Origin of the sequence: Curtobacterium sp. NPDC086286 (assembly GCF_044746255.1) — a bacterium.
Taxonomy (GTDB): domain Bacteria; phylum Actinomycetota; class Actinomycetes; order Actinomycetales; family Microbacteriaceae; genus Curtobacterium.
In genome coordinates, this window is the sequence record NZ_JBIVBW010000002.1 from 414193 (window position 1) to 439013 (window position 24821).

Annotated in this window: 24 protein-coding genes; 20 read left to right on the top strand and 4 right to left on the bottom strand. The window is 72.6% G+C overall.

From position 1 onward, the window contains the following. Positions 1 to 9 precede the first annotated feature (9 nt). From ACIPKM_RS05465 to ACIPKM_RS05530, 14 genes are all read left to right on the top strand, one after another. Positions 10 to 1188 carry a Gfo/Idh/MocA family protein gene (locus ACIPKM_RS05465; protein WP_071295275.1) on the top strand — a complete coding sequence of 393 codons (1179 nt, stop codon included), beginning with the start codon at positions 10 to 12 and terminating at the stop codon, positions 1186 to 1188. 51 nt (positions 1189 to 1239) lie between these two features. Continuing rightward, positions 1240 to 1887 (top strand): ThuA domain-containing protein, encoded by a 648-nt coding sequence (locus tag ACIPKM_RS05470; protein ID WP_070419197.1) that lies wholly within the window; start codon positions 1240 to 1242, stop codon positions 1885 to 1887. Beyond that, complete coding sequence (locus ACIPKM_RS05475) at positions 1872 to 2984, top strand: Gfo/Idh/MocA family protein (protein WP_071295274.1); 1113 nt, start codon at positions 1872 to 1874, stop codon at positions 2982 to 2984. The genes ACIPKM_RS05470 and ACIPKM_RS05475 overlap by 16 nt, the downstream gene beginning before the upstream one ends. Before the next feature lie 31 nt (positions 2985 to 3015). Next, complete coding sequence (locus tag ACIPKM_RS05480) at positions 3016 to 4065, top strand: sugar phosphate isomerase/epimerase family protein (protein WP_402736333.1); 1050 nt, start codon at positions 3016 to 3018, stop codon at positions 4063 to 4065. A 41-nt stretch (positions 4066 to 4106) separates the two neighbouring features. Next, positions 4107 to 5387, top strand: coding sequence for an ROK family transcriptional regulator (locus ACIPKM_RS05485; protein WP_261645688.1), 1281 nt, complete (start codon positions 4107 to 4109; stop codon positions 5385 to 5387). Next, the gene (locus ACIPKM_RS05490) at positions 5384 to 6421 is read left to right on the top strand and encodes an NAD(P)-dependent alcohol dehydrogenase (RefSeq protein ID WP_261645687.1); all 1038 of its coding nucleotides are present in this window, start codon (positions 5384 to 5386) and stop codon (positions 6419 to 6421) included. Before ACIPKM_RS05485 ends, ACIPKM_RS05490 begins: the two co-directional genes overlap by 4 nt. A 142-nt stretch (positions 6422 to 6563) precedes the next feature. After that, complete coding sequence (locus ACIPKM_RS05495; protein ID WP_402736334.1) at positions 6564 to 7940, top strand: MFS transporter; 1377 nt, start codon at positions 6564 to 6566, stop codon at positions 7938 to 7940. 68 nt (positions 7941 to 8008) lie between these two features. Next, on the top strand, positions 8009 to 8302 hold the full coding sequence (locus ACIPKM_RS05500; protein ID WP_070416800.1) for a hypothetical protein: 294 nt from the start codon (positions 8009 to 8011) through the stop codon (positions 8300 to 8302). After that, positions 8299 to 10170 carry an alpha/beta hydrolase gene (locus tag ACIPKM_RS05505; RefSeq protein ID WP_402736335.1) on the top strand — a complete coding sequence of 624 codons (1872 nt, stop codon included), beginning with the start codon at positions 8299 to 8301 and terminating at the stop codon, positions 10168 to 10170. The genes ACIPKM_RS05500 and ACIPKM_RS05505 overlap by 4 nt, the downstream gene beginning before the upstream one ends. A 104-nt stretch (positions 10171 to 10274) precedes the next feature. After that, positions 10275 to 10688, top strand: coding sequence for a hypothetical protein (locus tag ACIPKM_RS05510; protein ID WP_261645685.1), 414 nt, complete (start codon positions 10275 to 10277; stop codon positions 10686 to 10688). Positions 10689 to 10790: 102 nt separating this feature from the next. Beyond that, a complete protein-coding gene (locus tag ACIPKM_RS05515) occupies positions 10791 to 11270 on the top strand; it encodes a hypothetical protein (protein WP_092384336.1) in 480 nt (159 codons plus the stop codon). 126 nt (positions 11271 to 11396) lie between these two features. Then, the gene (gene glmU / locus ACIPKM_RS05520) at positions 11397 to 12830 is read left to right on the top strand and encodes a bifunctional UDP-N-acetylglucosamine diphosphorylase/glucosamine-1-phosphate N-acetyltransferase GlmU (protein WP_402717171.1); all 1434 of its coding nucleotides are present in this window, start codon (positions 11397 to 11399) and stop codon (positions 12828 to 12830) included. Positions 12831 to 12884: 54 nt separating this feature from the next. Further along, positions 12885 to 13862: a ribose-phosphate diphosphokinase gene (locus ACIPKM_RS05525; protein ID WP_022907051.1), complete on the top strand. Its 978-nt coding sequence runs from the start codon at positions 12885 to 12887 to the stop codon at positions 13860 to 13862. After that, on the top strand, positions 13859 to 14638 hold the full coding sequence (locus tag ACIPKM_RS05530) for a putative protein N(5)-glutamine methyltransferase (protein WP_402736336.1): 780 nt from the start codon (positions 13859 to 13861) through the stop codon (positions 14636 to 14638). Before ACIPKM_RS05525 ends, ACIPKM_RS05530 begins: the two co-directional genes overlap by 4 nt. A 118-nt stretch (positions 14639 to 14756) precedes the next feature. Here ACIPKM_RS05530 and ACIPKM_RS05535 read toward each other — a convergent pair whose 3' ends face one another. Beyond that, positions 14757 to 16340 (bottom strand): molybdopterin-dependent oxidoreductase, encoded by a 1584-nt coding sequence (locus ACIPKM_RS05535; RefSeq protein WP_402736337.1) that lies wholly within the window; start codon positions 16338 to 16340, stop codon positions 14757 to 14759. A gap of 242 nt (positions 16341 to 16582) precedes the next feature. Between ACIPKM_RS05535 and ACIPKM_RS05540 the strand changes: the two genes are divergently transcribed. Continuing rightward, the gene (locus tag ACIPKM_RS05540) at positions 16583 to 17209 is read left to right on the top strand and encodes a hypothetical protein (protein WP_139199359.1); all 627 of its coding nucleotides are present in this window, start codon (positions 16583 to 16585) and stop codon (positions 17207 to 17209) included. Between the two features lie 77 nt (positions 17210 to 17286). Here the strand turns inward: ACIPKM_RS05540 and gndA are convergent, their stop codons facing one another. Continuing rightward, a complete protein-coding gene (gene gndA / locus ACIPKM_RS05545; RefSeq protein WP_083403280.1) occupies positions 17287 to 18744 on the bottom strand; it encodes an NADP-dependent phosphogluconate dehydrogenase in 1458 nt (485 codons plus the stop codon). A 111-nt stretch (positions 18745 to 18855) separates the two neighbouring features. Here gndA and ACIPKM_RS05550 point away from each other — a divergent pair, with 111 nt between their 5' ends. Next, positions 18856 to 19395: a gluconokinase gene (locus ACIPKM_RS05550; RefSeq protein ID WP_070416792.1), complete on the top strand. Its 540-nt coding sequence runs from the start codon at positions 18856 to 18858 to the stop codon at positions 19393 to 19395. Here ACIPKM_RS05550 and ACIPKM_RS05555 read toward each other — a convergent pair. Continuing rightward, positions 19382 to 19621 (bottom strand): hypothetical protein, encoded by a 240-nt coding sequence (locus ACIPKM_RS05555; RefSeq protein ID WP_070416791.1) that lies wholly within the window; start codon positions 19619 to 19621, stop codon positions 19382 to 19384. The genes ACIPKM_RS05550 and ACIPKM_RS05555 overlap by 14 nt on opposite strands. 214 nt (positions 19622 to 19835) lie before the next feature. Between ACIPKM_RS05555 and ACIPKM_RS05560 the strand changes: the two genes are divergently transcribed. From ACIPKM_RS05560 to ACIPKM_RS05575, 4 genes are all read left to right on the top strand, one after another. Continuing rightward, positions 19836 to 21131 carry a sensor histidine kinase gene (locus ACIPKM_RS05560; RefSeq protein ID WP_402736338.1) on the top strand — a complete coding sequence of 432 codons (1296 nt, stop codon included), beginning with the start codon at positions 19836 to 19838 and terminating at the stop codon, positions 21129 to 21131. Beyond that, positions 21128 to 21820: a response regulator transcription factor gene (locus ACIPKM_RS05565; RefSeq protein WP_261645677.1), complete on the top strand. Its 693-nt coding sequence runs from the start codon at positions 21128 to 21130 to the stop codon at positions 21818 to 21820. Before ACIPKM_RS05560 ends, ACIPKM_RS05565 begins: the two co-directional genes overlap by 4 nt. A gap of 169 nt (positions 21821 to 21989) precedes the next feature. Next, complete coding sequence (locus ACIPKM_RS05570) at positions 21990 to 22811, top strand: sugar phosphate isomerase/epimerase (protein WP_261645676.1); 822 nt, start codon at positions 21990 to 21992, stop codon at positions 22809 to 22811. Then, entirely contained in the window at positions 22808 to 23392 is a 585-nt protein-coding gene (locus ACIPKM_RS05575) for a GNAT family N-acetyltransferase (RefSeq protein WP_261645675.1), read from the top strand. The genes ACIPKM_RS05570 and ACIPKM_RS05575 overlap by 4 nt, the downstream gene beginning before the upstream one ends. Here the strand turns inward: ACIPKM_RS05575 and uxaC are convergent. Further along, a complete protein-coding gene (gene uxaC / locus ACIPKM_RS05580) occupies positions 23382 to 24821 on the bottom strand; it encodes a glucuronate isomerase (RefSeq protein ID WP_261645674.1) in 1440 nt (479 codons plus the stop codon). The genes ACIPKM_RS05575 and uxaC overlap by 11 nt on opposite strands.

The window sequence follows — 24821 nt, forward strand, 5'->3', positions numbered from 1 at the left end:
AGCGAGCGGATGGCACAGGACCGACTTCGAGTGGCCATGGTGGGCCACGGCTTCATGGGAGCCGCGCACTCACAGGGGTGGCGCACCGCACCGAGGTTCTTCGACCTCGGGGTCGAACCGGAGATGGCCGTCATCGTCGGCCGTGACCCGGAACGGACCGAGGCGGCGCGGCAGCAGTACGGCTGGCAGGCCGCGTCCACCGACTGGCGCGCCGTGGTCACCGACCCGGACATCGACGTCGTCGACATCTGCTCGCCCGGCTCGTCCCACGTCGAGGTCGCGATCGCGGCGCTCGAGGCCGGCAAGCACGTCCTGTGCGAGAAGCCCCTCGCCAACACCGTCGCCGAGGCCGAGGCGATGACCGCGGCAGCCGCCGCCGCACGGGCGGACGGCGTCCGCGCGATGGTCGGCTTCAGCTACCGCCGGGTGCCCGCCATCGCGTTCGCGAAGCGGCTGGTGGAGGACGGGAGGCTCGGCACCGTCCGACAGGTCCGCGCGCTCTACCTGCAGGACTGGCTCGCCGACGAGGACGGCCCGATGACGTGGCGGCTCGACAAGGCGCTCGCCGGCTCCGGCTCGCTCGGTGACATCGGCGCGCACGCGATCGACCTCGTCGAGCACGTCACGGGCGCACAGCTGTCGACCGTGTCCGGCACCCTCGAGACCTTCGTGACCGAACGTCCGCTGATGGCCGAGGGCGTCGGGCTGTCCGGCACCGCCTCGACCGAACGCGGGCAGGTCACCGTCGACGACGCCGCCTTCTTCCTCGGACGGCTCGCCGGTGGCGCTGCCGACGGGGCGATCGGCACGTTCGAGGCGACGCGCTACGCGACCGGCCGGAAGAACGGCCTCACGCTCGAGATCAGCGGGTCGGCGGGTGCGATCCAGTTCGACCTCGAGTCGATGAACGAGCTGCGCTTCTACGACGCCACGGCACCCGCGGGGGAGCAGGGCTTCCAGCGGATCCTGGTCACCGAGCCCGAGCACCCGTACATGGCCGCCTGGTGGCCGACCGGGCACCTCATCGGGTACGAGCACACCTTCAGCCACGAGGTGAAGGACTTCGTCGAGGCGATCGTCGCGGGCACCGACCCGTCGCCGTCGTTCGAGGACGGGCTGCACGTGCAGCGGGTCCTCGACGCGGTCGAGCGGAGCGCCGCCGACGGCAGCGCCTGGACGGTGATCTGAGTGGCTCCGACGAAGCACGCCCTCGTCGTCCGCGGCGGGTGGGACGGGCACATGCCGGTCGAGACCACCGACGCGTTCGTGCCGTTCCTGCGGGACAACGGGTTCGACGTGCAGGTGTCGGACTCGACCGCGGTGTACGCCGACGAGTCGGTCATGGCGGACGTCGACCTGATCGTGCAGGTCGTCACGATGTCCACCATCGCCGACGACGAGTTCGCCGGGCTGCAGCGGGCCGTCCTCGGCGGCGCCGGCCTCGCGGGCTGGCACGGCGGGATCGCGGACGCGTTCCGCAACACCGCCGACTACCTCCACATGATCGGCGGCCAGTTCGCGCACCACGCGGGCAAGCACCCGTCGGAGCGCACCGGCGAGCAGTCCGACAACTACATCCCGTACACGGTGCACATCACCGACCTCGGGCACGAGCACCCGATCACGCAGGGCATCGAGGACTTCGACCTCGTGACCGAGCAGTACTGGGTGCTCTCCGACGAGTACAACGACGTGCTGGCGACGACCACGCAGGAGGCGCGGGACTTCGACGCCTGGAACCGTCCGGTGACCGCGCCGGCGATCTGGACCCGGCAGTGGGGCGAGGGACGCGTGTTCGTCTCGGCACCCGGGCACCGGCTCGAGGTCGTCGAGTCGCAGCCGCTCCGCACGATCATCGAGAGGGGACTCCTGTGGGCAGCCCGGTGAACGGTCCGGCACTGCGGGTCGGTGTCGTCGGTGTCGGCAACATCAGCCAGCAGTACTTCGAGCACTTCCCGGCGCTGCCCGGCCTGGCGCTCACCGCCGTGGCCGACCTCGACGTCGACCGCGCCCGGTCGGTGGGCGACGCCCAGGGCGTCCGGGGCACGAGCGTCGACGAGCTCCTCGCCGCGGACGACGTCGACGTCGTGCTCAACCTGACGATCCCGGCCGCGCACGCCGAGGTCGCCACCCGGGCCCTCGACGCCGGCAAGCACGTCTACGGCGAGAAGCCGCTCGCACTCGCGACGGCCGAGGCCGCACCGGTGCTCGAACTGGCCGCACGCTCGGGCCTGCGGGTCGGCAGCGCGCCGGACACGGTGCTCGGGACGGGGATCCAGACCGCGCGCGCAGCACTCGACGACGGGCTGATCGGCGACCCGGTCGGTGCCGCGGTGTCGTGGAGCGCTCCGGGGCACGAACTCTGGCACCCGGCGCCGGCGTTCTACTACCAGCCCGGCGGCGGCCCGCTGCTCGACATGGGGCCGTACTACCTGACGAGCCTCGTGCAGTTCTTCGGCCCCGTCGCCCGGGTCAGCGGCAGCGCCACCCGGTCGACCCGTGAGCGGACCATCGCGACCGGGCCGTTCGCCGGCGCACCGATCCCCGTCGACGTCGACACCCACGTCGTCGCCGTGCTCGAACACGCCAGCGGAGTCGTCTCCACGGTCACCGTCTCGTTCGAGGTGTGGGCGACCCGGGCGCCGCTGTTCGAGGTGCACGGCACCGCGGGCAGTCTCGCCGTCCCGGACCCGAACCGCTTCTCGGACCCGGTGTCGATCGCGACGGCCGACGACCGCGAGTGGCGCGAGCTGCCCGTGTCGGCCGGGTACGCCGACGCCGGCCGCGGGTACGGACTCGCGGACATGGCGCACGCGATCGCGACCGACCGGCCGCACCGGGCGTCGGGGGACCTCGCGTTCCACGTGCTCGAGGTCATGGAGGCCGTCCAGACCGCCTCGCGGGAGCACACCGTCGTCACGGTGGCGTCCCGCGTCGACCGGCCGGAGACGGTCCCCGCCGGCGCGACCCCGGGATCATGGTGACCAGCACACGCAGCGAGGAAGGACGACGACGATGACGACGACGGACGGAACCGACGAGGCGGTGACGACCCGCGCCTCCAGGCCGGTCACCCTCTTCACCGGCCAGTGGGCCGACCTGCCCTTCGAGGAGGTCGCCCGTCTCGCCGGCGAGTGGGGGTACGACGGCCTCGAGATCGCCTGCTGGGGCGACCACCTCGACGTCCGCCGCGCCGCGACGGACCCGGCGTACGTCGCGGACCGCACGGCGATCCTGGAGCGCAACGGGCTGCAGGTCTGGACGATCGCGAACCACCTCACCGGCCAGGCCGTGTGCGACGACCCGATCGACCAGCGGCACGAGGACATCCTCGCGCCGCACGTGTGGGGCGACGGCGACCCCGAGGGCGTCAGGCAGCGTGCCGCCGAGGAACTGCAGTGGACCGCGCGTGCCGCCGCGGCGCTCGGGGTCGACACCGTCACCGGGTTCTCCGGATCCTCGATCTGGAAGACCGTCGCGGGCTTCCCACCCGTGCCCGCGTCGATGATCGACGCCGGGTACCAGGACTTCCACGACCGGTGGTCGCCGATCCTCGACGTGTTCGAGGAGGTCGGCGTCCGCTTCGCGCTCGAGGTGCACCCCTCCGAGATCGCCTACGACTACTGGACGGCGAAGCGGACGCTCGAGGTGTTCGCCGACCGCCCCGCGTTCGGGTTCAACTTCGACCCGTCGCACTTCGTCTGGCAGGACCTCGACCCCGCCGCGTTCCTGCTCGACTTCGCCGACCGGGTGTACCACGTGCACTGCAAGGAGTCGGTGAAGCAGCTCGACGGGCGCAACGGACGACTGTCGTCGCACCTGCCGTGGGGCGACCCCCGGCGCGGGTGGGACTTCGTCACCGCCGGGCACGGGGACGTGCCGTGGGAGCGGGTGTTCCGCGTGCTGAACCACATCGGGTACGCCGGGCCGACGAGCGTCGAGTGGGAGGACGCCGGCATGGACCGGCTCGTCGGCGGGCCGGAGGCACTGGCGTTCGTCCGGAAGCTGGGCACGATCGCGCCGCCCGAGGCCGCGTTCGACGCGGCGTTCTCGCGGTCGCGGTAGCGCGCCGCCACCACCCGCCCACCGACCACGACGAGGGACCGATGACGAGCACGACCGCCGCGACGCCTGCGCCCGCGCCCGCGCCGGGCAACGCGGCGCGCGTCCTCCGGCTCGTCCACGAGGAGGGGCCGATCACCCGCGCCGAGATCACCCGGCGCACCGGCCTGAACCGCTCGACGACCCTCGCGCTCGTCGGCGAACTCGTCGACCGCGGCCTCCTGCACGAGGACCTCCCCGCCGCCGGGGCACCGGGGACCGGCGTCGGGCGGCCGAGTCCGGTCGTCCGGGCCGCGCCGGACGTCGTGGCCGCCGCCGTCACGGTCGAGGTCGACGCCGTCTCGGTCGCCCTCGTCGGGCTCGACGGCACGGTGCGGAGCCGCCTCGTCGAACCGCAGCACCGTCCGCCCACGCCCGCGGAGGCCGTCGAGACCGTCGCCGGGCTGCTCGACCGGATCCGTCCGGGGTCGGCCGGCACCGCGACGCTCCGGCTCGTCGGGATCGGGGTCGCCGTGCCCGGGACGGTCCGGGTGGAGGACGGGACCGTCCAGTACGCACCGCACCTCGGCTGGCACGACGCGCCCTTCGCCGAGCCCCTCGCCGAACGGACCGGACTGCCGGTGCGGGCCGCGAACGACGCCAACCTCGGCGCCTGGGCGGAACGGCTCGCCGGCAGCGGCCGGGGCGTCGACGACCTCGTGTACCTCAACGGCGGCGCGAGCGGCATCGGCGGCGGGGTCATCACGGCCGGCCGTCCGCTGAGCGGTGCCGACGGGTACGCGGGCGAGCTCGGACACACCTTCGTCGCGGCGAACGGCATCCGGTGCCACTGCGGTGCCGTCGGCTGCCTCGAGACCGAGGCCTCCCGTGACGCCCTGGCGACCGCGGCCGGGACCGCTCCGGACGACCTGGTCGCCCTCGCCGCGGCGCTCGCCGAGGGCCGACCCGAGGTCGAACGGGTCGTGGACCGCCAGGTGACCGCCCTCGCCACGGCCCTCCGCAACGCGATCCACACCGTGAACCCGTCGGTCGTCGTGCTCGGCGGCTTCCTCGGCGTGCTGCTCGACCACGTCGGCGACCGGATCCTCGACGACGTCCGAGCGCAGTCGATGACCGGGACCGCCGACCGGCTCCGCATCGTGCCGGCCGCGCTCGGGTCCGACGTGCTCGAGCACGGGGCCGCCGAGATCGCGTTCGGCGCACTGCTGCGCGACCCGGACCGGATCACCGACGCGGTGTCGGCCACAGCCACAGCCACACCCACCCCCACGACCACCCATCCGTCCGGCCGCGACGACGCGGCCGAGGAAGCGAGAACCGCATGACCTCCACCCAGCGCGTCAGCGTGCTGCTCGGCACCCAGGACCTCACCGTCGAGGACCGCCCCGTCCCCGCGGTCGACCCCGGCGACGTCCTCGTCCGGGTCGCCGCGGTCGGCGTGTGCGGCTCCGACGTGCACTACTACCGGCACGGCCGGATCGGGGACTTCGTCGTCGAGGAGCCCCTCGTGCTCGGCCACGAGCTCTCCGGCACGATCACCGCGGTCGGCGAGGGCGTCGACCCGTCCCGCGTCGGGGAGCGCGTGGCGATCGAGCCGCAGCGACCGTGCCACCGCTGCCCCCAGTGCCTCGCCGGGCGGTACAACCTCTGCCCGCACATGCGCTTCTACGCGACGCCGCCGGTGGACGGGGCGTTCGCCGAGTTCGTCACGATCGAGTCCGAGTTCGCGCACACGCTGCCCGACTCGGTGTCGTTCGAGGCCGGAGCCCTGCTCGAACCCCTCTCCGTCGGCATCGCCGCGGTCCGCAAGGCCGGGATCGTCCCCGGGTCGAGCGTGCTCATCGCCGGGGCCGGTCCGATCGGCATCATCTGCGCGCAGGCCGCGAGGGCGTTCGGCGCCTCGCGGATCGTCATCAGCGACCTCGTCCCGGAGCGCCGCGAGCGTGCGCTCTCCTTCGGCGCGACCGAGACCGTCGACCCCACCGTGGTCTCCGTGGCGTCCGACCTGCCGCCGTTCGACGCCTTCATCGACGCCAGTGGTGCACCGCGGGCCGTCTCCGACGGCATCAAGGCCGTCGGACCGGCCGGGGCCGCCGTCCTCGTCGGGCTCGGCAACTCCGAGATGACGCTGCCGGTCGAGCACATCCAGAACCTCGAGGTCACCGTCACCGGGATCTTCCGGTACACCGGCACGTGGCCGGTCGCGATCGAGCTGGTCGCGTCGGGACAGGTGGACCTGGACTCGCTGGTCACGGGTCGCTTCGGCCTCGGCGACGTCCGCGAGGCCCTCGAGAGCGACACCGACCCCGAGTCGCTCAAGTCGGTCGTCTACCCGGGTGGCGTGCCGTCCGCGACGTGACCGGACGACGGACGGGAGGGACGGGGCGGGCCCGCACCGTCCCTCCCGTCCGTCCTGGAGTCGCCACCAGGGCACGCGACCCGCGTCGGGACGCCCCCACTGGGGCCACCGCCGCGACACCCGGACGCGCTACGGTTCGCGCATGACGGCTTCACCCGCGGCTGCCGTGCCGCAGCGCACCGACCGCCGCGCCCTCGTGTCCTGGGCTCTGTGGGACTGGGGATCCGCGGCGTTCAACGCGGTCGTGACGACCTTCGTCTTCAGCACGTACCTGGCGAGCCGCGCGTTCGTCGACCCGGCGCTCGTCGCCGACACGTCCGCCGCCGGGAAGGCGCTCGTCGAGCGGGAGCTCGCGCACAACGCGGCCGTCGTGTCGACGGCACTGACGATCGCCGGCATCGTGGTCGCGCTCGTCGCCCCGGCGGTCGGACGCCTGGCGGACACGTCCGGGCACCGGCGCCGGTCGGTGCTCATCGCCACGATCGGCATCGCGCTCTCGATCGGCGGCATGGTGTTCGTCGCGCCGAGCCAGCCGTACCTGCTGCTCGGTGCGGCCCTGCTCGGCATCGGGACCGTCGCCTACGAGATCGCGAGCGTCGGCTACAACGCGATGCTCGGACAGGTCGCGTCGGGGGAGCAGACCGGACGCGTCTCGGCGATCGGCTGGGCGGCCGGGTACTTCGGCGGCATCGTGCTGCTCGTCGTCCTGCTCGTGCTCTGCATCCAGGACTTCGGCGGGGGCGACGTCGCGGGGCTCCTGCAGCTCCCCGCGACCGTGGCTTCGGGGCAGTGGGACGTCCGCGTCGCGATCGGCATCGCCGCCGTGTGGCTCGCGGTGAGCTCGATCCCGCTGTTCGTCACCGTCCCCGAGGCCGCGCCGGACCGTTCGCGCGCCGGCACCCTGCTCGGGGCGTACCGGGACCTCGGGCGGGACATCGCGCGGCTCTGGCGCGAGCGCCGGAACGTCCTCGCGTTCCTGCTGGCGAGCGCGGTGTTCCGCGACGGCGTCGGCGCCGTGTTCACCTTCGGCGGGATCGTCGCCGCGCAGGTGTTCGGCTTCAGCCCGTCGCAGGTGATCCTCTTCGCCATCGCGGCCAACATCGTCGCGGGCATCGCCACGTTCCTGTCCGGCAGGCTCGACGACCGGTTCGGTTCACGCGCGATCATCACGGTGTCGCTCGTCGGGCTCGCGGTGTGCGGGATCGGCGTGTTCGCGGTGGGGAACGTCCCCGCGGGCTTCTGGGTCCTCGGCCTGACGCTGGCGCTGTTCGTCGGGCCGGTCCAGTCGTCCTCGCGGGCGTACCTGGCGCGGTTGGCGACGCCCGGCCGCGAGGGCGAGCTCTTCGGCCTGTACGCCACGACCGGGCGCGCGGCGTCGTTCCTCGCGCCGGCGCTCTTCGGGGTGGCGGTGACGGTCGGCGGATCGACGCGGTACGGGATCCTCGGGGTCGTCGTGGTGCTCGTGGCGGGGCTGGTGCTCATGGCGTTCGTCAAGCGGGAGCCGGTGGACGGGCGCTGAGTCCGAGCGTGTCGGAGACCGTGGTGCTATCGTCTCCGACGTCCACGGGGGAACGACGGGGGGAACGCATGGGGGCCGCAGAACTGCGGATCGAGTCGGAGACGCTCGCGGCGGTCGCGACCGCGCTGACCGACGCCCGGACCGCACTCGGTGCGGACACCGCCCGGTTCACGGGCCTCGACACCGGTTGCCTCGGCGTGACCGAGGTGGTCAGCCGCACCGCCGGCCTGTCGCTCGCCCACCAGGGCATGATCGACGCCGTCGACGCGGCCCTCGAGCAGGCCGCGACCTTCCCGCACGACCTCGGTGCGCAGGTCGACGCGCAGGAAGCCGCCCTCGCGAAGCAGGCGGACGGCAAGTGAGCGGCGAGGAGCCGGACGTCGGCGACCCCGCCGGCATCACCGCCCTGGGGAAGCACTGGCACGACCGGGCCGACGCCGTGCAGGACGCCCTGGCGAAGATCGCCGGGGCGTCCGACGTCACCGCATCGCCGACGTGGAAGGGCGACGCGCAGACCCGCTTCGCAGCACTGCTCGACGAGATGCGGCCGAGCGCGTCCGGCCTCGTGGCGCTCTTCGACGCCGCCGGGGACGCCTTCGACCAGTACGCGAAGGACGTCCAGCGCATCAAGGACGACGCGGACGCGATCCGCCTGCAGCGCGGGACCGTCGCGGCCGAGCTCGCCGGACAGCAGCTCACGCTGCCGACGCTGCGCTCCGCCGCGAAGGCCGACGACGCGACCGAGGCGGACGCCAAGAGCCTCGCGAACGCGGAGCGGGCGATCGCCGACGCCGGCGACCGGTCCGCAGCGCTCGACGCCCGGTGGGAGCAGCTCGTGCAGGACCGCACGACGGCCGACCAGGCGCTGCTCCGGGTGATCACCGGCCCCGAGACGCTCGGACGCCTCGGCAGCATCGAGGGACGTGGTGTCGGCGCGTCCGACGAGGACCTCGCGTCGATGCTCGCGGGCCTGTCGCCGACCGAACTCGGCGCGCTCCTGATGCTCGACCGCAACCTCGCCGACCGCATCGCCGACATGTCGCCCGACGAGGTCGCCGCGCTCTGGAAGACCCTGGGCGGTGGGAAGGACACGACCGGCGCCGAGCACAGCGCCGCCCAGGACGCGCTCATCGCATCGCTGCCCGCGGTCGTCGGCAACCTCGCGGGGCTGCCGGCCTGGGCGCGGGACCGGGCGAACCGGATGACGCTCGTGTCGGCCGTGGCCCAGGCCGAGCAGGACCTCGCGGACGCGAAGGACCGGCGCGTGGGGCTCGGGTGGCCGGCGTCGCAGGCGGCGGACCAGTCGATCGAGGCGGCGCAGGCGAACCTCGACGCGTACCGGAACATCGAGAAGACCCTGGCGTCGACGGCGAAGCCCGGTCGCGCGCTGCTCACCCTCGCCACCGACCACCAGCCGCCGCTCGCTGCGGTGGCGGTCGGTGACGTGGACACCGCGGAGAACGTGACGTACATGGTGCCCGGGATGGGCACGACGACCAAGGACACGACCGGGTGGACCACCGCGGCCCAGAACCTCTGGACGGCGCAGGAGGGCAAGAACGCGACCGGCGCCGAGCACGCGGTCGTCGCGTGGATGAACTACGAGGCGCCGCCGGTACCGAGCGGCCTCACCACGATGGGTGTCCTGCACGGCGACGCGGCCCGGGCCGGGGCGGACCGGCTCAGTGCCGACCTCCTCGGCTTCGGGGCGGCGCGTCCCGATTCGCCGACACTCAACGTGGTCGGGCACTCCTACGGGACCACGGTGGCATCGGACGCGCTCCACGATCACGGTGTGCACGTCGATTCCTTCGTCAGCGTCGCCTCGGCAGGCATCGAGCAGGACGTCGGAGGTGCGTCTGGTATCGCGGCCGACCACGTCTACGCCGGCCAGGGGAGCCCCGGTATCCCGTTCACGGACGACCCGCGAGACCAGTGGGCCTGGGTCGGCCGAGCAGGCAGCGGTCGCCAGGACCCGATGGACGCCTCGTTCGGCGCGACGACCTTCGGGACGAACGGTGGGGACCCCGGCGAGGGTGCCGGCGTGACCACACACGACCCGATCGGCTACGGCGGCAGCCAGGGGTACTTCAACCTCGGGACCGAGTCGCTCGACAACGTCGCGCAGGCTACGTTCGTGGGAGGCGAGGACCTCACTCCCGCGGACGACGCCGGGGTGAGCGCCCTGCAGCAGGACTACTTCGACAACCTGATGGGACCGACACTGTGATCGGACGCCCGCGAGGCACGGCAGCCGGGCCCGCACTCGCCCTGACCCTCGCCCTGACACTGGCGCTCGCCGCGTGTTCGGGTCCGCCGACAGGAGGCACCTCCGTGGAGACCACACCGAGCACACCGACCGTCCAGCACCAGCGTGATCTCGCCGCCGCCTACGTCGACGCGACCATGCGGACGTCGGGCGTCACGTGGGACGACTCGCAGGCGAACGAGTACGCCCAGGAGTGCCTCCTCGGTGACGGCACGTCCGGAGCGCTCTACAACCTCGCCCGCATCGGCGCGGGAGTTCCCGACCCCGAGGCTGCGGTGCGGACCGTCGGCCGGTCGTGGGCTGCGGACGGGTTGACCGTCAAGTACTCGGAGTCGTCGCTCAACGACGGCAGCCGGCAGTTCGTCGTCAAGGGGGCGGGTGGTGCCGTCGAGCGCATCCAGTTCGGGGCGGCGACCGTTCGAAGCTCGCTCGCCGCGGTCTCCCGCTGCGGGACGGGTGACGCAGCGGACCTCGGCTGAGGTGCGGGCGTCCGTGCGCGCCCCTGCGGTCGTCGTGGCATCGGAGCTCGGGTGAGCGTGTGGGGGCGGCGTTCGACGCCGATCTCCTCCAGGCGACCGACGGTGATCGGGACGGTGCTGCTCGCCGCGATCCTGCTCGCGGGCTGCGCGGCGGGCACCCCGACCAAGGAGGACACCGTGCAGGCTGCACCGACCGCAGAGCACCAGCGCCGACAGGCGGCAGACTCCGTCGAGGAGACGATGCGCCGTTCGGGGGTCGACTGGGACGCGGACCAGTCCGACGAGTACGCGCAGGACTGCGTGCTCGCGGACGGCTCGGCGGGCGCGCTCTACAACATCGTCCGGACCGGTGCGGGCGTCGACGACCCGGAGGCCGTGACGAAGGCGGTGGGCACGGCCTGGGTGGCGGACGGACTGAAGGTGGAGTACTCGACGGACGAGATGACGTCGGGTGCGAAGCGGTACCTGGTGAACGGCGGCGGCGGCGCCGTCGAGCGCATCCAGTTCGGCGCTGCGACGACCAAGACCACCATGAGCGGCGTGTCGAAGTGCGGCACGGGTGACGCGGCGGACCTCGGCTGACGCCTCCCGTCGGGCGGTGCCAGGAGGCGCGGTGTGGGCCCGCCTGCAGGCTGCGGTTCCGCGCACGGTTGCGCCCCTGGCGCGGTTCCGCCGGACTCCGCAGCGAGCGTGCGCCAGGATGGAGCCATGACCGACCAGCGCATCGCCGTCGTCGTCCTCGCCGCCGGGCAGGGCACGCGCATGAAGTCGTCCACCCCGAAGGTCCTGCACCGCCTCGCCGGGCTGCCGCTCATCGCGCACGTGCTCCGGACGGCGTCGTCCCTCGAGCCCGAGCACGTCGCCGTCGTCGTGCGGCACGAACGGGAGCTCGTCGCGGCCGAGGTCACCGAGCGTGCGCCCGACGCCATCGTGGTCGACCAGGACGACGTCCCCGGCACCGGCCGTGCGGTCGAGGTCGCGGTGCAGGCGCTTCCGGCGGACTTCGACGGCGCCGTCGTCGTGCTGTCCGGCGACGTGCCGCTGCTCGACGCGGTGTCGCTCCGAGCACTCGTGGACGCTCACGTCGGCGGCGGCAACGGCGCCACCTTCGTGAGCGCGATCGCACCGGACCCGACCGGCCTCGGCCGCATCGTCCGCGACGCCGACGGCGCGTTCGTCGGGGTCGTCGAGCACAAGGACGCGACCGCCGAGCAGCTGACCATCACCGAGGCCAACGCGGGCATCTACGCCTTCGACGTCACGCACCTCCGTGCGGTCCTGCCGTCGCTCACCACGGCGAACGCGCAGGGCGAGAAGTACATCACCGACGCGCCGGCACTCATCGGAGCGCGGGGCGCGCGCATCGACGTCGTCACGCTGACCGACCCGTGGCTCGTCGCCGGCATCAACGACCGGGCGCAGCTGTCCGACGCCGCCCGGGTGCTGAACGCGCGCATCGTGCGCCGCCACCAGCTCGCTGGGGTCACCGTCCAGGACCCGGCGACGACGTGGATCGACCTCGACGTCTCGATCGAACCCGACGCCGAGGTCCTCCCGGGCACCCAGCTCATCGGCGCCACTGCGATCGCCTCGGGCGCGGTCGTCGGGCCGGACACCACCCTGCGCGACACCGAGGTCGGCGTCGGCGCCGTGGTGAACCGCGTCGACGCCACCCTCGCGGTCATCGGCGACGGCGCCTCCGTCGGGCCGTTCGCCTACCTGCGACCGGGCACGATCCTCGGCGACGGGGGCAAGATCGGCACCTTCGTCGAGACGAAGAACGCGACGATCGGCCGGGGCAGCAAGGTGCCGCACCTGTCGTACATCGGCGACGCCGAGGTGGGCGAGGACTCGAACATCGGCGCGAACACGATCACGGCGAACTACGACGGGGTGCACAAGCACCGGACCGAGGTCGGCTCGAACGTCCGTACAGGGTCGCACAACGTGTTCGTCGCCCCGGTTAGGATTGGTGACGGAGCGTACACCGGCGCGGGTACGACCGTCCGCAAGGACGTCCCTGCCGGGTCGCTGGCGATCAGCTACGCCCCACAGCGCAACACCGACGGATGGGTCGAGGAACACCGACCCGGTTCGCCGGCTGCCGAGGCCGCTCGGCGCGCGAACGGCGAACAGATCTGACGGCTCTCGGGCCGATCAACACGGCCCCGCGGGGTCAGGGAGTGAGCACCGCACTTGTCCGGAATCAAAACGACCGGCCAGAAACGACTCGTCCTCGTCTCAGGGCGAGCACACCCGGCGCTCTCGGCCGAGATCGCCGAGGAACTCGGCGTGGACCTCGTCCCGACCGATGCACGGACCTTCGCGAACGGGGAGCTCTACGCCCGCTTCGACGAGTCGGTCCGCGGCTGTGACGCGTTCGTCATCCAGTCCCACACCGCGCCGATCAACGAGTGGCTCATGGAGCAGCTCATCATGGTCGACGCCCTGAAGCGCGCGTCGGCGAAGCGCATCACCGTCGTCGCGCCGTTCTACCCGTACGCGCGGCAGGACAAGAAGGGCCGTGGTCGCGAGCCGATCTCGGCGCGACTCGTCGCCGACCTGTTCAAGGCCGCTGGTGCGCACCGCATCATGAGCGTCGACCTGCACGCCGCACAGATCCAGGGCTTCTTCGACGGCCCGGTCGACCACCTGTTCGCCATGCCGGTCCTGCTCGAGCGCTTCCAGCAGACCCTCGACCCGTCGACGCTGACGGTCGTCTCGCCGGACATGGGCCGCGTGCGCGTCGCCGACATCTGGTCGGAGAAGCTCGGCGCGCCGCTCGCCATCATCCACAAGCGCCGCGACCCGCTCGTGCCGAACCAGGTGTCCGTCCACGAGATCGTCGGTGACGTCTCGGGTCGCGTGTGCCTGCTCGTCGACGACCTGATCGACACCGGCCGCACCATCGCCAAGGCAGCAGAGGCGCTCAAGGCCGCCGGTGCCACCGGCGTGGTCGTCGCGGCGACGCACGCGGTGTTCTCCGACCCCGCGACGGAGCTGCTCCAGAGCGAGTTCATCGACCGGGTCGTCGTCACCGACACCCTGCCGCTGCCGGAGGACAAGCGCTGGGACCGCCTCGAGGTCCTGCCGATCGCACCGCTCATCGCACGCGCCATCCACGAGGTCTTCGACGACGGGTCGGTCACCTCGATGTTCGACGGCGCCGCTTGACCGCACCCGTGCGCGACGCGCTCGCGGCCCGGCTCCGGGCCGCGGGCAGCGTCTTCGCCGAGGACGAAGCGGACCTCCTGCTCGAGGCCGGTGACGGGGACGCGGTTCGCCTGCGAGCGCTCGTGCAGCGGCGGCTCGGCGGCGAACCGCTCGAGTACGTGCTCGGCTGGGCGGCGTTCGACGGGCACCGCCTCCGCGTGACGCCGGGCGTCTTCGTGCCCCGGGCCCGCACCACGGCCGTCGTGGAGCACGCCGCACGCCGGTTGCACCGCTACGACCGTGTCGTGGACCTCTGCTGCGGTGCCGGGGCGATCTCGGTCGCGCTCCTCGGTCGTGTCGGTGCCCTCGACCTCGTCGCGGCGGACATCGACCCGGCGGCGGTCGACGTCGCTGCGGAGAACATCGGCGACCGCGGGATCGTCGTCGCCGGGGACCTCTTCGCGCCGCTGCCCGACCGGTTCCGCGGGCTCGTCGACGTCATCGCCGTGAACGCGCCCTACGTGCCGACGGGGTCCATCCCGATGATGCCGTCGGAGGCCCGCGACCACGAGCACCGTGTCGCGCTCGACGGCGGGGTGGACGGGCTCGACCTGCACCGGCGGATCGCGTCGGGGGCGGGGGAGTGGCTCCGACCCGGGGGTGCGGTCGTCATCGAGGTGTCGGCTGCGCAGGCACCGACGTCGGCGGCCGTCTTCGAGGCTGCGGGCCTCGCGGTGGCCGTCGAGTCCGACGACGAGGTCGACGGGACCTGTGTCGTGGCGACGCGTCCCGCCTGAGACGATCCGCGTCGTCGAGGTGACCCGCGTCGTCGAGGCGACCCGCGTCGTCGAGGCGACCCGCGTCGTCGAGGCGCGCCGCGCCTCCTGTCCGTGACGACGGACGGTCCACACCGTCTCAGGCCGCGCGGACCTCGACCGTGTGCCATCCCGACGCCCCGTTCGGAGCCGGGGGCCGCTCGACGCTCGTCTGCACTTCACCGTCGGCGCTCACTGCGCGGACCTGGATGCGGTGCGACCCCGTCGTCGGCGTCCACCGGTAGACCCACTGCCGCCACGTGTCGGCCGAGACGGAGTCCGCGAGGGTCGCCTCTTCCCACGCGCCGTCCCCGACCCGGACCTGCACACCCTTCACCCCTGTGTGCGGCTGCCACGCGACCCCGGCGATCGCCACCGTCGAACCGGCGTCGACCGTCGCGCCCGCGCGCGGGGTGTCGATGCGCGACTCCAGCTTGACCGGACCGCGTTCCGACCAGCCGCGCGGCGTCCAGTAGCCCTGGGCGTCGGCGAACCGCGTGACCTCGAGCTCGGTGACCCACTTCGTCGCGGACACGTAGCCGAAGAGCCCGGGGACCACCATGCGCACCGGGAACCCGTGCTCCGGTGGCAGCGGCTCGCCGTTCATCCCCACGGCGAGCAGCGCGGCCGTCCCCTCGTCCTGCAGGACGTCGAGGGGCGTGCCCGCCGTGAACCCGTCGATGCTGCGCGACAGCACCATGTCGGCACTCGCGTGGGGCACGGCGCGCTCGAGCAGCTTCCGGATCGGGTAGCCGAGCCAGAGCGCGGTGCCGATGAGGTCCCCGCCCACCTCGTTCGAGACGCAGCTCAGCGTCGCGTGGTGTTCCTCGAGTGGGAGGGCGAGCAGGTCGTCCCACGTGAGCTCGACCTCGTGGTCGACGGCTCCGTGGATGCGGAGCTTCCAGTCGGCGGTGTCGACCGACGGCACCCGCAGCGCGGTGTCGATCCGGTAGAAGTCGCTGTTCGGGGTGACGTAGGGCGTGATGCCCTCGACGTCGAGCGACGCCCCGGCCGGGACCGCGGGTGCGGTGGTCGCCGGGGCCGGCAGCCGGACGGCCCGGCGTGCGGCAGCGGTCGCCTGCGCGGCGGCGGTGCCCAGACGGGAGGCGCCGCCCACCACGACCGCGACGGCCGCCGCCGTCACACCCCAGACCAGGAAGGCGCGACGTTCCGCAGAGGCGGGTCGCGGTGCGGCGGAGGGCACGGCGGCTGCCGACTCCCACCGGCGGAGCCTGGCGGTGAGCAGCCGGAGCACGATGACGGCCGCGGCGACCCCGAGCACGGACGGAGCCCCGTCCAGCGTGCCGCTGCCGGAACGGGTGGTGACGGCCAGGAGCGAGAGGACACCGCCCACGGCGAAGACCAGGGCCCCGAACGGCGGGCGGGCGCGTTCGAGGATGCCCGCCCCGGCGCTGACCACGGCGACGATGACCGCCATGAGCACGAACAGCGCGACCTTGTCGCCGGTGCCGAAGAGCGTGACCATGAGGTCCTTCGCGCCCGGGGGCGCGAGGTCGATGACCGCCGAACCGACCGCGACGAGGGGGCTGCCGGCACCACCGAGGACGAGGGCACCGAGTTCCGCGGCGGCGAAGAACGCGAGCGCGGCGACGATGCCCGTCGCGGCCGCGAGCAGGCGGGGGCGCGAGACCGCCACGGGGGCGGGCGCGAGGTCAGTGGTCACGGGCCGAGCGTAGGTCGACCGTGCCGCGTGTGTGCTGACAGTCGTGCATGCGGTGGACAGAGCCGGCGGTGTCCGCGCCCGTGGACGACCCGTACCCCGCACGAGCGGGTCCGCTGGTTCGTCGGGCGTTCACCGGTGCCGGCCAGCCGGTCGCGGGTGGAGCATGCGAGGATCGAGGGGTGCTGAGGCGTCCCGACCGTGTCCCGCGCTTCGGTCGCGCCCGGCGACGGGACCGCCACCCGATGTCGCAGGCACGACGCCTCCTGGTGCTGCGCTGGATCATCGTCGGCGTGTGGGCGGCCCTGCTCACGGCACGCATCATCGTGGTGTCCACCACGCCCGACGCGGACCTGACCTTCTTCGGCATCGCCGAGGTCGCCGTGATCGGTGTCGGCCTCCTCGTGATCGCCGGTGCCGTGCTGCGGGGCTGGTCGCTCCGACGGCGGCACGAGGACGAAGCCCTGGCCCTCGCGATCCGCCGGATCGACCCGACGGTGTGGCTCGTCCCGGCGGCACCGACCCCGGAGCTCCGGGCATCGGTGGAGTCCGTCCGGCCGGACGTCGCGCTCGGGCACCGGGTGACGTGGGCCTTCGGTGCGACCGAGGCTTCGCTGTGGGAACTCGAGGAACGTCGTGCGACCCGGCTGCTCGTGATCCGGTGGAGCCGGATGGTGCACGTCGGCCTCGAGGACGTGCACGGCGACGGCCGGTCATGGGCGATCGCCATGCACTACGTCCGGCCCGACGACACGACAGCGGTGGCGACGTTCTTCGTCCGTGCGGCGCCGGGCTCGCGGCGGATGCTGGGCCGGGGCCCGCGGATGGAGCGGCTCGTGGCCGACCTCGCGCGCGAACGCATCGTCGCGTAGCGCGTAGCGCGTGGCGGGGAACACCGGAGGGCCCCGCCGATCGGCGAGGCCCTCCGTGGTGCGGTCGTCGCCGCTGCCTAGTGGGTCGACGGTTCCTGTTCGACCTCACGCCGGTCGTCGTCCGACCAGAGCGTGTGGAAGGTGCCGTCCTTGTCGATGCGCTGGTAGGTGTGCGCGCCGAAGAAGTCCCGCTGCCCCTGGATGAGCGCGGCGGGCAGGCGGTCGGAGGCGAGCGAGTCGAAGTACGACAGCGCGGACGAGAACCCCGGCGCCGGGATCCCCGACGCCGCCGCGATGCCGACGATGCGACGCCACGCGGCCTCGCCCTCCTGCACGGCGTTCGCGAAGTACGGGTCCACCAGCAGCGACTCGAGCGAGGGGTTCTTGTCGTACGCCTCGACGATGCGGTTGAGGAACTGCGCGCGGATGATGCAGCCGCCGCGCCAGATCTTCGCGATGTTGCCGAGGTTGATGTCCCAGCCGTACTCCTTGGCCCCGGCGATGATGAGGTCGAAGCCCTGTGCGTACGCGACGACCTTCGACGCGTAGAGCGCCGCACGGACGTCGTCCTCGAACCCGTCCGGGACCTCGGCGATGGCGGGACGGTCGGGGAAGGCCTTCTGCACCGCAGCGCGCTGGACCGGCTTGGACGACACCGCGCGGGCGAACACCGCTTCGCCGATGCCGGAGACGGGGATGCCGAGGCCGACCGCGTTCTGCACGGTCCACACGCCGGTGCCCTTCGACCCGGCCTCGTCGCGGATGACGTCGACGAGGGCCTTGCCCGTGTCGGCGTCCTGCTGCTTGAGGACCTCGACGGTGATCTCGATCAGGTAGGACTCGAGGTCGCCGCCGTTCCACTCGTCGAACACCTTCACCAGGTCCTCGACGGACAGCCCGCCGACGCGGCGGAGCAGGTCGTACGACTCGGCGATGAGCTGCATGTCGGCGTACTCGATGCCGTTGTGCACCATCTTCACGAAGTGGCCGGCACCGTCGGTCCCGATGTGGGTGACGCAGGGCTCGCCCTCGGCGACGGCGGCGATCGACTTGAGGATCGGGCCGAGGGTCTCCCATGCCTCCTTCGAACCGCCGGGCATGATCGACGGACCCTTCAGGGCACCCTCTTCACCGCCCGAGATGCCGGTCCCGACGAAGTTGAGACCCTTGTCGCGCAGGTCGTGCTCACGGCGGATGGTGTCGTGGAAGTTGGCGTTGCCGCCGTCGACGATGATGTCGCCGTCCTCGAACCGTTCCGCGAGCTGCTCGATGACCGCGTCGGTGCCCTTGCCCGCCTGCACCATGATGATGGCCGTGCGGGGCTTGGACAGCGAGGCCACGAAGTCGTCGATCGACTCGGACGCGATGAAGCCGGCGTCCGCGTGCTCGTTCAGCAGTTCCTCGGTGCGGGCGTACGTGCGGTTGTAGACCGCGACGGTGTTGCCCTCCCGCGAGGCGAGGTTCCGAGCGAGGTTCGAACCCATCACCGCCAGACCGACCACGCCGATGTTCGCCTGTCCGTTGTTCTCTGCCACGAGGTCTCCTTCGTCCTGACGTTCGGCACCAACCTACGGTCCGCAGCCTGGGACCGCCCGGGTGTTACGGCAACTGGGGACGACTGTTCACCGGCCCAATACGGTGGAGGAATGACCGAGCGCGCTGTCCTCCCGCCCCTGCTCGTGATGGGGGTCTCCGGTTCCGGCAAGTCGACGATCGGGCAGGCCCTCGCCGACGCCCTCGCCGCCGAGGGGCAGCCCACGGTCTTCGTGGACGCGGACGACCTGCACCCCGCCGCGAACAAGGAGAAGATGCGGCAGGGGATCCCGCTCACGGACGAGGACCGCTGGCCCTGGCTGGACGCCTGCGCCGCGCGGATCGCCGAGGTCGAGGACTCCGGCCACCGCTGCGTGATGGCGAACTCGGCGCTCAAGCGTGTCTACCGCGACCGTCTCCGCGCCTCGGCGCCGACCCTCGTGATCGCCTTCCTCGACGGCTCGCACGACCTGATCGCCGACCGCCAGGCGCACCGTCACCACGAGTACATGCCGAGCTCCTTGCTCGACTCGCAGTTCGCGACGCTCGAGCGACCGCAGCCGGACGAGGCCGCCGTCACCGTGTCGATCGAGGGCTCGGTCGACGAGACGGTGACGGCGATCCTCTCCGCGCTCTCGGTCACTTCCGGCTGAGCTCGGACAGCCGCGACCGGTACTCCTCGGCGTCGATGTCGCCGCGGGCGAACCGGTCGGCGAGCACCGAGCGGGCGTCCGACCGTGCCCGCCAGCTGCCGCGTCGGAGCACGCCGAACACGAGGAACACGACGAGGAACGCGACGAAGAAGAACGCGGGGAAGACGGGGAACGGGAACCCGCCGCCGTGCCAGTAGGGCGCGGTGGCGGCGATGGTGGTGAGCATGGTGACCTCCTGTGGTCGGTTCGGCGTCGCTGTCACGACCGTCCAAGACTCGGTCCAGGAGGCGCGGCGCGCGTCCGTCGCGCAGCCCCACTTCCGCCTGCTCCCGCAGTCGTAGTGCACGTCCTCCTCCACACCCGACTACTCCCGCGGGAGTAGTCCACAGGTCGTGCGCACGCCCGATGCCGCGGGCGGGAGCCGACCCTAGGCTCGAGCCATGGACACCACCCCGACCCTCGCCGACCCGGCGAGTGACGACACCCGCTGGGTCGGGCGCCGTCGCTTCGCCCGGGTCGGTCGGGTCCTGCCGGTGGCGTTCCTGCAGATCGTCGGGACGCTGCTCGCATCGCGCGTGCTGGTCGGACCGGGTGTCGGGACGGGCCCGGCCGGCCCACCCTGGACACGGCACGCGTTCAGCGGTGCGGTCGACCCGGTGCACCTCGGCCCGCTCGCTATCGGGTTCCTCGTGGCTGGCGTCGTGGTGCTCCCGTGGCGCTGGCGGTGGCCACGGTCGGTGCTGCTCCTGACCCTCGCGACCACGATCGGGTACGCCCTCGTCGTGAGTCCGCGCGGGCCGTTCGTCGCCGCGCTGACGATGGCGCTCGCCAACGCCTGGCTCCGCGGACACCGCTGGTGGGTCCTCGCCTCGGCGGCGCTCGCCGTCGTCGTGCTCCCGACCGCCGATGCCGTCCTCGGCCGCTCGTCCGTGCTCGACCTCAGCGCCGTGCTGCTCTGCATCGCCTGGGCCACCGTGACCATCGCCGTGTCCGAACTCGTCCGCGTCCGGCTCGAACGGGTCGCGGAACGCCGTCGTCAGCGCGCCGAGGCCGACCGGCGCCGTGCCGCCGACGAGCGGGTGCGGATCGCCCGCGAGCTCCACGACTCGGTCGCCCACAGCATGTCCCTCATCAACCTCCAGGCCGGGGTCGCCCTCCACCTCGGCGCCGACCTCCCGGACCAGACGCGGGACTCCCTCGCGAACATCCGCGACTCCAGCCGCGAGGCCCTCGTCGAACTCCGCACGATCCTCGGCGTGCTCCGCTCGGTCGACGGAGCGCCCGACCGCGAGGGGGCGGAGCGCGCCCCGACCGCCGGCCTCGACCGCGTCGCCGACCTGGTGGAACGAGCGCGTGCCGCGGGCGTCGACGTCACCCTGGCCGTCGACGGCGACCGATCGGCGGTGCACGGCATCACGGACCGGAACGCGTTCCGCATCGTGCAAGAGTCGGTGACGAACGTCATGAAGCACGCCCCCGGACACCGGGCCGACGTGACGATCTCGATCGGCCCGGACGTCGTGGACCTGGTCGTCGCCGACCGCCCGTCCCAGCCGCGGGTGGCCGACGTCGGCTCCACCGAGCCGCTCGCCCCGACCGGCAACGGGATCATCGGGATGCGCGAACGTGCGAACGCCGTCGACGGCACCCTGTCCGCCGGACCGACGACCGACGGCGGCTGGCGGGTGGCAGCGCGCCTCCCGGTGGTCGGCACCGACCCCGAGGACGCCCGATGACCACGGCCAGCATCGCCCCGGACCCGATCCGCGTGCTCCTCGTCGACGACCAGGTGCTCGTCCGCGCCGGGCTCCGCGCACTCGTCGACGCCGAACCCGGCATGACCGTCGTCGGCGAGGCGGGTGACGGTGACGCCGCGGTGGACGTCGCACGGCGGGAACGCCCCGACGTCGTCCTCATGGACATCCGGATGCCGGGCACCGACGGGCTCGCGGCGACGCAACGGATCTCGGCCGACCCCGAACTCGGGGGCGTGCACGTGGTCATCCTCACCACGTTCGAGGAAGACGACTACGTGTTCGAGGCGATCCGCGGTGGCGCTGCCGGATTCCTCGTGAAGGACACCGAACCGGCCGAACTCCTCCGGGCGATCCGGACCGTCGTCGCGGGGGAGTCCCTGCTCTCGCCCCGGGCGACCCGTTCCCTGGTCGAGGCGTACGCCACCCACGCGAAGCCGTCGTCCCTCGCGCCGGAGCTGGGCGTCCTGACCGACCGCGAGCGTCAGGTCATGCAGCTCGTCGCCGTCGGCATGACGAACGCCGAGATCGCCCAGCACCTCTTCGTCAGCCCGATGACCACGAAGACCCACGTCTCCCGGGCGATGATCAAGCTCGGTGCCCGCGATCGTGCCCAGCTCGTCGTCTTCGCCTACGAGACCGGCCTCGTGACCCCGGGCTGGCGCCCGTGACCGCCCGCTCCGCTGCCACCGTGACTTCGAAGACCGCGCAGCGAACCCCTCGAACACCTCGGACGCCCGCGCCGAGCCGATCCGGTCGACGTCGAACGGCACTGACCGGACCCGTGGCAACGGACGGCAACGACTGCCGGACCGCCGCACCCCGAGTTGCATGGACCCCATGTCGTTCACCGGATTCGGCGTCGTCGCCGGAGCAGCACTGACCGAGGCCGTCCGTCGCGCGGGCGCCGACCACGTGGAGCCGACGATCGCCGGCAACCTGGCGATCCGGCCGAACGGCGACGGCGGCGGCCACGACCACGGCGGTGGCTGGGTGCTCGACGACGGCTACGCAGGCGACCGCTTCCCGTCCTTCGCGATCCTCGTCCCCGGTGACCTCCCGCTGCTGACCGCCGACCCCGACGCGGTCCGGGACTACTTCGAGGCCGTCCTCCCGATCGTCCACTCCGTCGCCGAGCCGGGCGCGAAGATCGTGTTCGGCTCGGGGACCGCCCGCACGGCACCCGACGGCATGCCCGAGACCGAGGCCCACCGTCGCTTCGCCGAGGTGCTCCGCACGGCCCGGGACACCGCCGCGGCGAACGACCTCCGCATCGTGCTCGAGCCGCTGAGCCGCTCGGAGACGAACGTCCTGCACTCCGTCGCCGAGGCCGTCCGGTTCTTGGACGACACGGCGGTCGACGGGGTGGACGTCGTCGCCGACCTGTTCCACATCCGGAACGAGGGGGAGTCGCTCGACGTCCTCCGGGAGCACGGCGCCCGCATCGGCCACGTGCACGTCAGCGACCGCGACCGTCGCCCGCTCGGTGCCGACGGCGGCGACGACGTCTGGCGTGACTTCCTCGCGGCCGTGCACGACGGCGGCTACCGCGGCTCGGTCTCGCTGGAGTGCAACTGGTCCCCGGACACCGCGACCGCCGAACAGGAGATCGGTCGATCGCTCGAACTCCTCCGACGAACCGGTGCCATGCTCGTGGCATGACGATCGAGGTGCGTCCCGCGACGTCCTTCGACGACGTCCGCACCATGGTCGGTCCGAAGCGTCCGGACGCGAACGTGTGCTGGTGCCTGAGCTACCGGATCCCGGCGAAGGAGAACCAGGCCCTCAGCGGCACGGCCCGTGGAGATCGCGTCCGGGTGCTCCTCGACGAGGACCTGCCGCCCGGGGTCCTGGCGTACGACGGCGACGAGGTCGTCGGGTGGGCAGCGGTGCACCCCCGTCCGGACACCACGTTCGCGCGGAACCGGAAGATCCCGCACCTCGACGACCCGGGCGACCGGAGCGTGTGGAGCGTCTGGTGCATCCGGGTGCGGCCGGGCCACCGGGGCGAGGGCATCTCGCACGCGCTCCTGGCGGGCGCGGTCGACTTCGCCCGCGAGCACGGCGCCCGCACGGTGGAGGGCTACCCCGTCGACAACCGCGGCGAGCGGGTCGACCTGACGATGGCGTACGCCGGGACCCGCGCACTGTTCGAGCACGCCGGCTTCGAGCACGCGGCGGACACGACGTCCGTCCTGAACGGCTTCCCCCGCGTGCTCGTGCGCAAGCGCCTCAGAGCTTGAACGTCGCCCTCGGGATGTCCGACACGATCCGACGCGCCGTCCGTACCGCGTCCTCCTCGGACAGCTCGTGCGTGACCACGAGCGACGCCAGGTAGGCCGCGTCCGCTCGGCGAGCCATGTCGTGCCGCGCCGGGATCGAGCAGTACGCCCGGGTGTCGTCGATGAACCCCGAGGTCTTCGTGAACGACGCCGAGTCGGTGATGGCCGCCCGGTACCGGCCGATCGCCGCGGGCGTGTCGATGAACCACCAGGGAGCGCCGGCGTACACGGCGGGGTAGAAGCCGGCGAGCGGGCCGATCTCGCGCGAGAACACGGTCTCGTCGACGGTGAAGAGCACGAGGTGGAACCCCGGCGCGGTCCCGAACGACTCGAGCAGCGGCCGCAGCGGTTCGGTGAAGGACCCGACCGCGGGCAGGTCGTGCCCGGTGTCCGGCCCGAAGCGCTCGAGCGTGGGGGCGTGGTGGTTCCGCAGCACACCGGGGTGGAGCTGCATGACGAGACCGTCCTCGACGCTCATCTCGGCCCACCGGTAGAGCATGTCGTGCCGGTACGCGACGGCCTCCGACGCGGTCACAGCGGACGGACCCTGCATCGCGGCCGTGTGGATCCGCGAGCGCTCCGAGGCCGACAGCGGCGTGGACCCGGCGTCGAGGACCCCGGTGTCCGTGGCGGTGGCACCGTGCTGGATGAAGTACTGGCGACGTGCGCGCAGAGCCGCCAACAGCCCGTCGTGGGTTCCCGTGTCGATGCCGGCGGCCTCACCGATCGACGCGACCACGTGCCTCCAGTCCGACCCCGACGGGTCGAACACGGCGTCCGCGCGGAACGTGGGGACCACCCGGCCGGTGAAGGTGGGGTCGGCGGCGAGCCGCGCGTGCGCGGCGAGGTCGGCGGTGGGCGCGTCCGTGGTCGCGAGGACCTCGATGCCGAAGGCGTCGAACAGGGCGCGCGGACGGAACGCGGACGTGGTGAGGAGCTCGGCGATGTGGTCGTACTGGGCGTCCGCGTTCGCGGCCGACGGCTGTTCCGTCAGTCCGAAGACGTCGTGCAGCTCCGTCTCGAACCAGTAGCGGACGGGGGTGCCGAGGAAGTCGTCCCAGTGCTCGGCCAGGTTCCGCCAGATGGATCGTCCTGGAGGCACGGTGCCGGTTCCCGACAGGTCGACGCGACCCAGCGCCTCCAGTCCGACACCGTTCGCGTGCAGGAGCCGCAGGACGTAGTGGTCCGGCGTGATGAGCAGCGACGCGGGGTCCTCGAAGGGCTGGTCGTCCGCGATGAGGGCGGCGTCGACGTGCCCGTGGGGGGAGATGATCGGCGCGTCCTTGACGGCGTCGTAGACCGTGCGGGCGACCGCTCGCGCTCCCGGGTCGGCTGCGAAGAGCCGGTCCGGGTGCGGGGCGAGCGGTGTGGCGGTGGTGGTCTGGGTCAT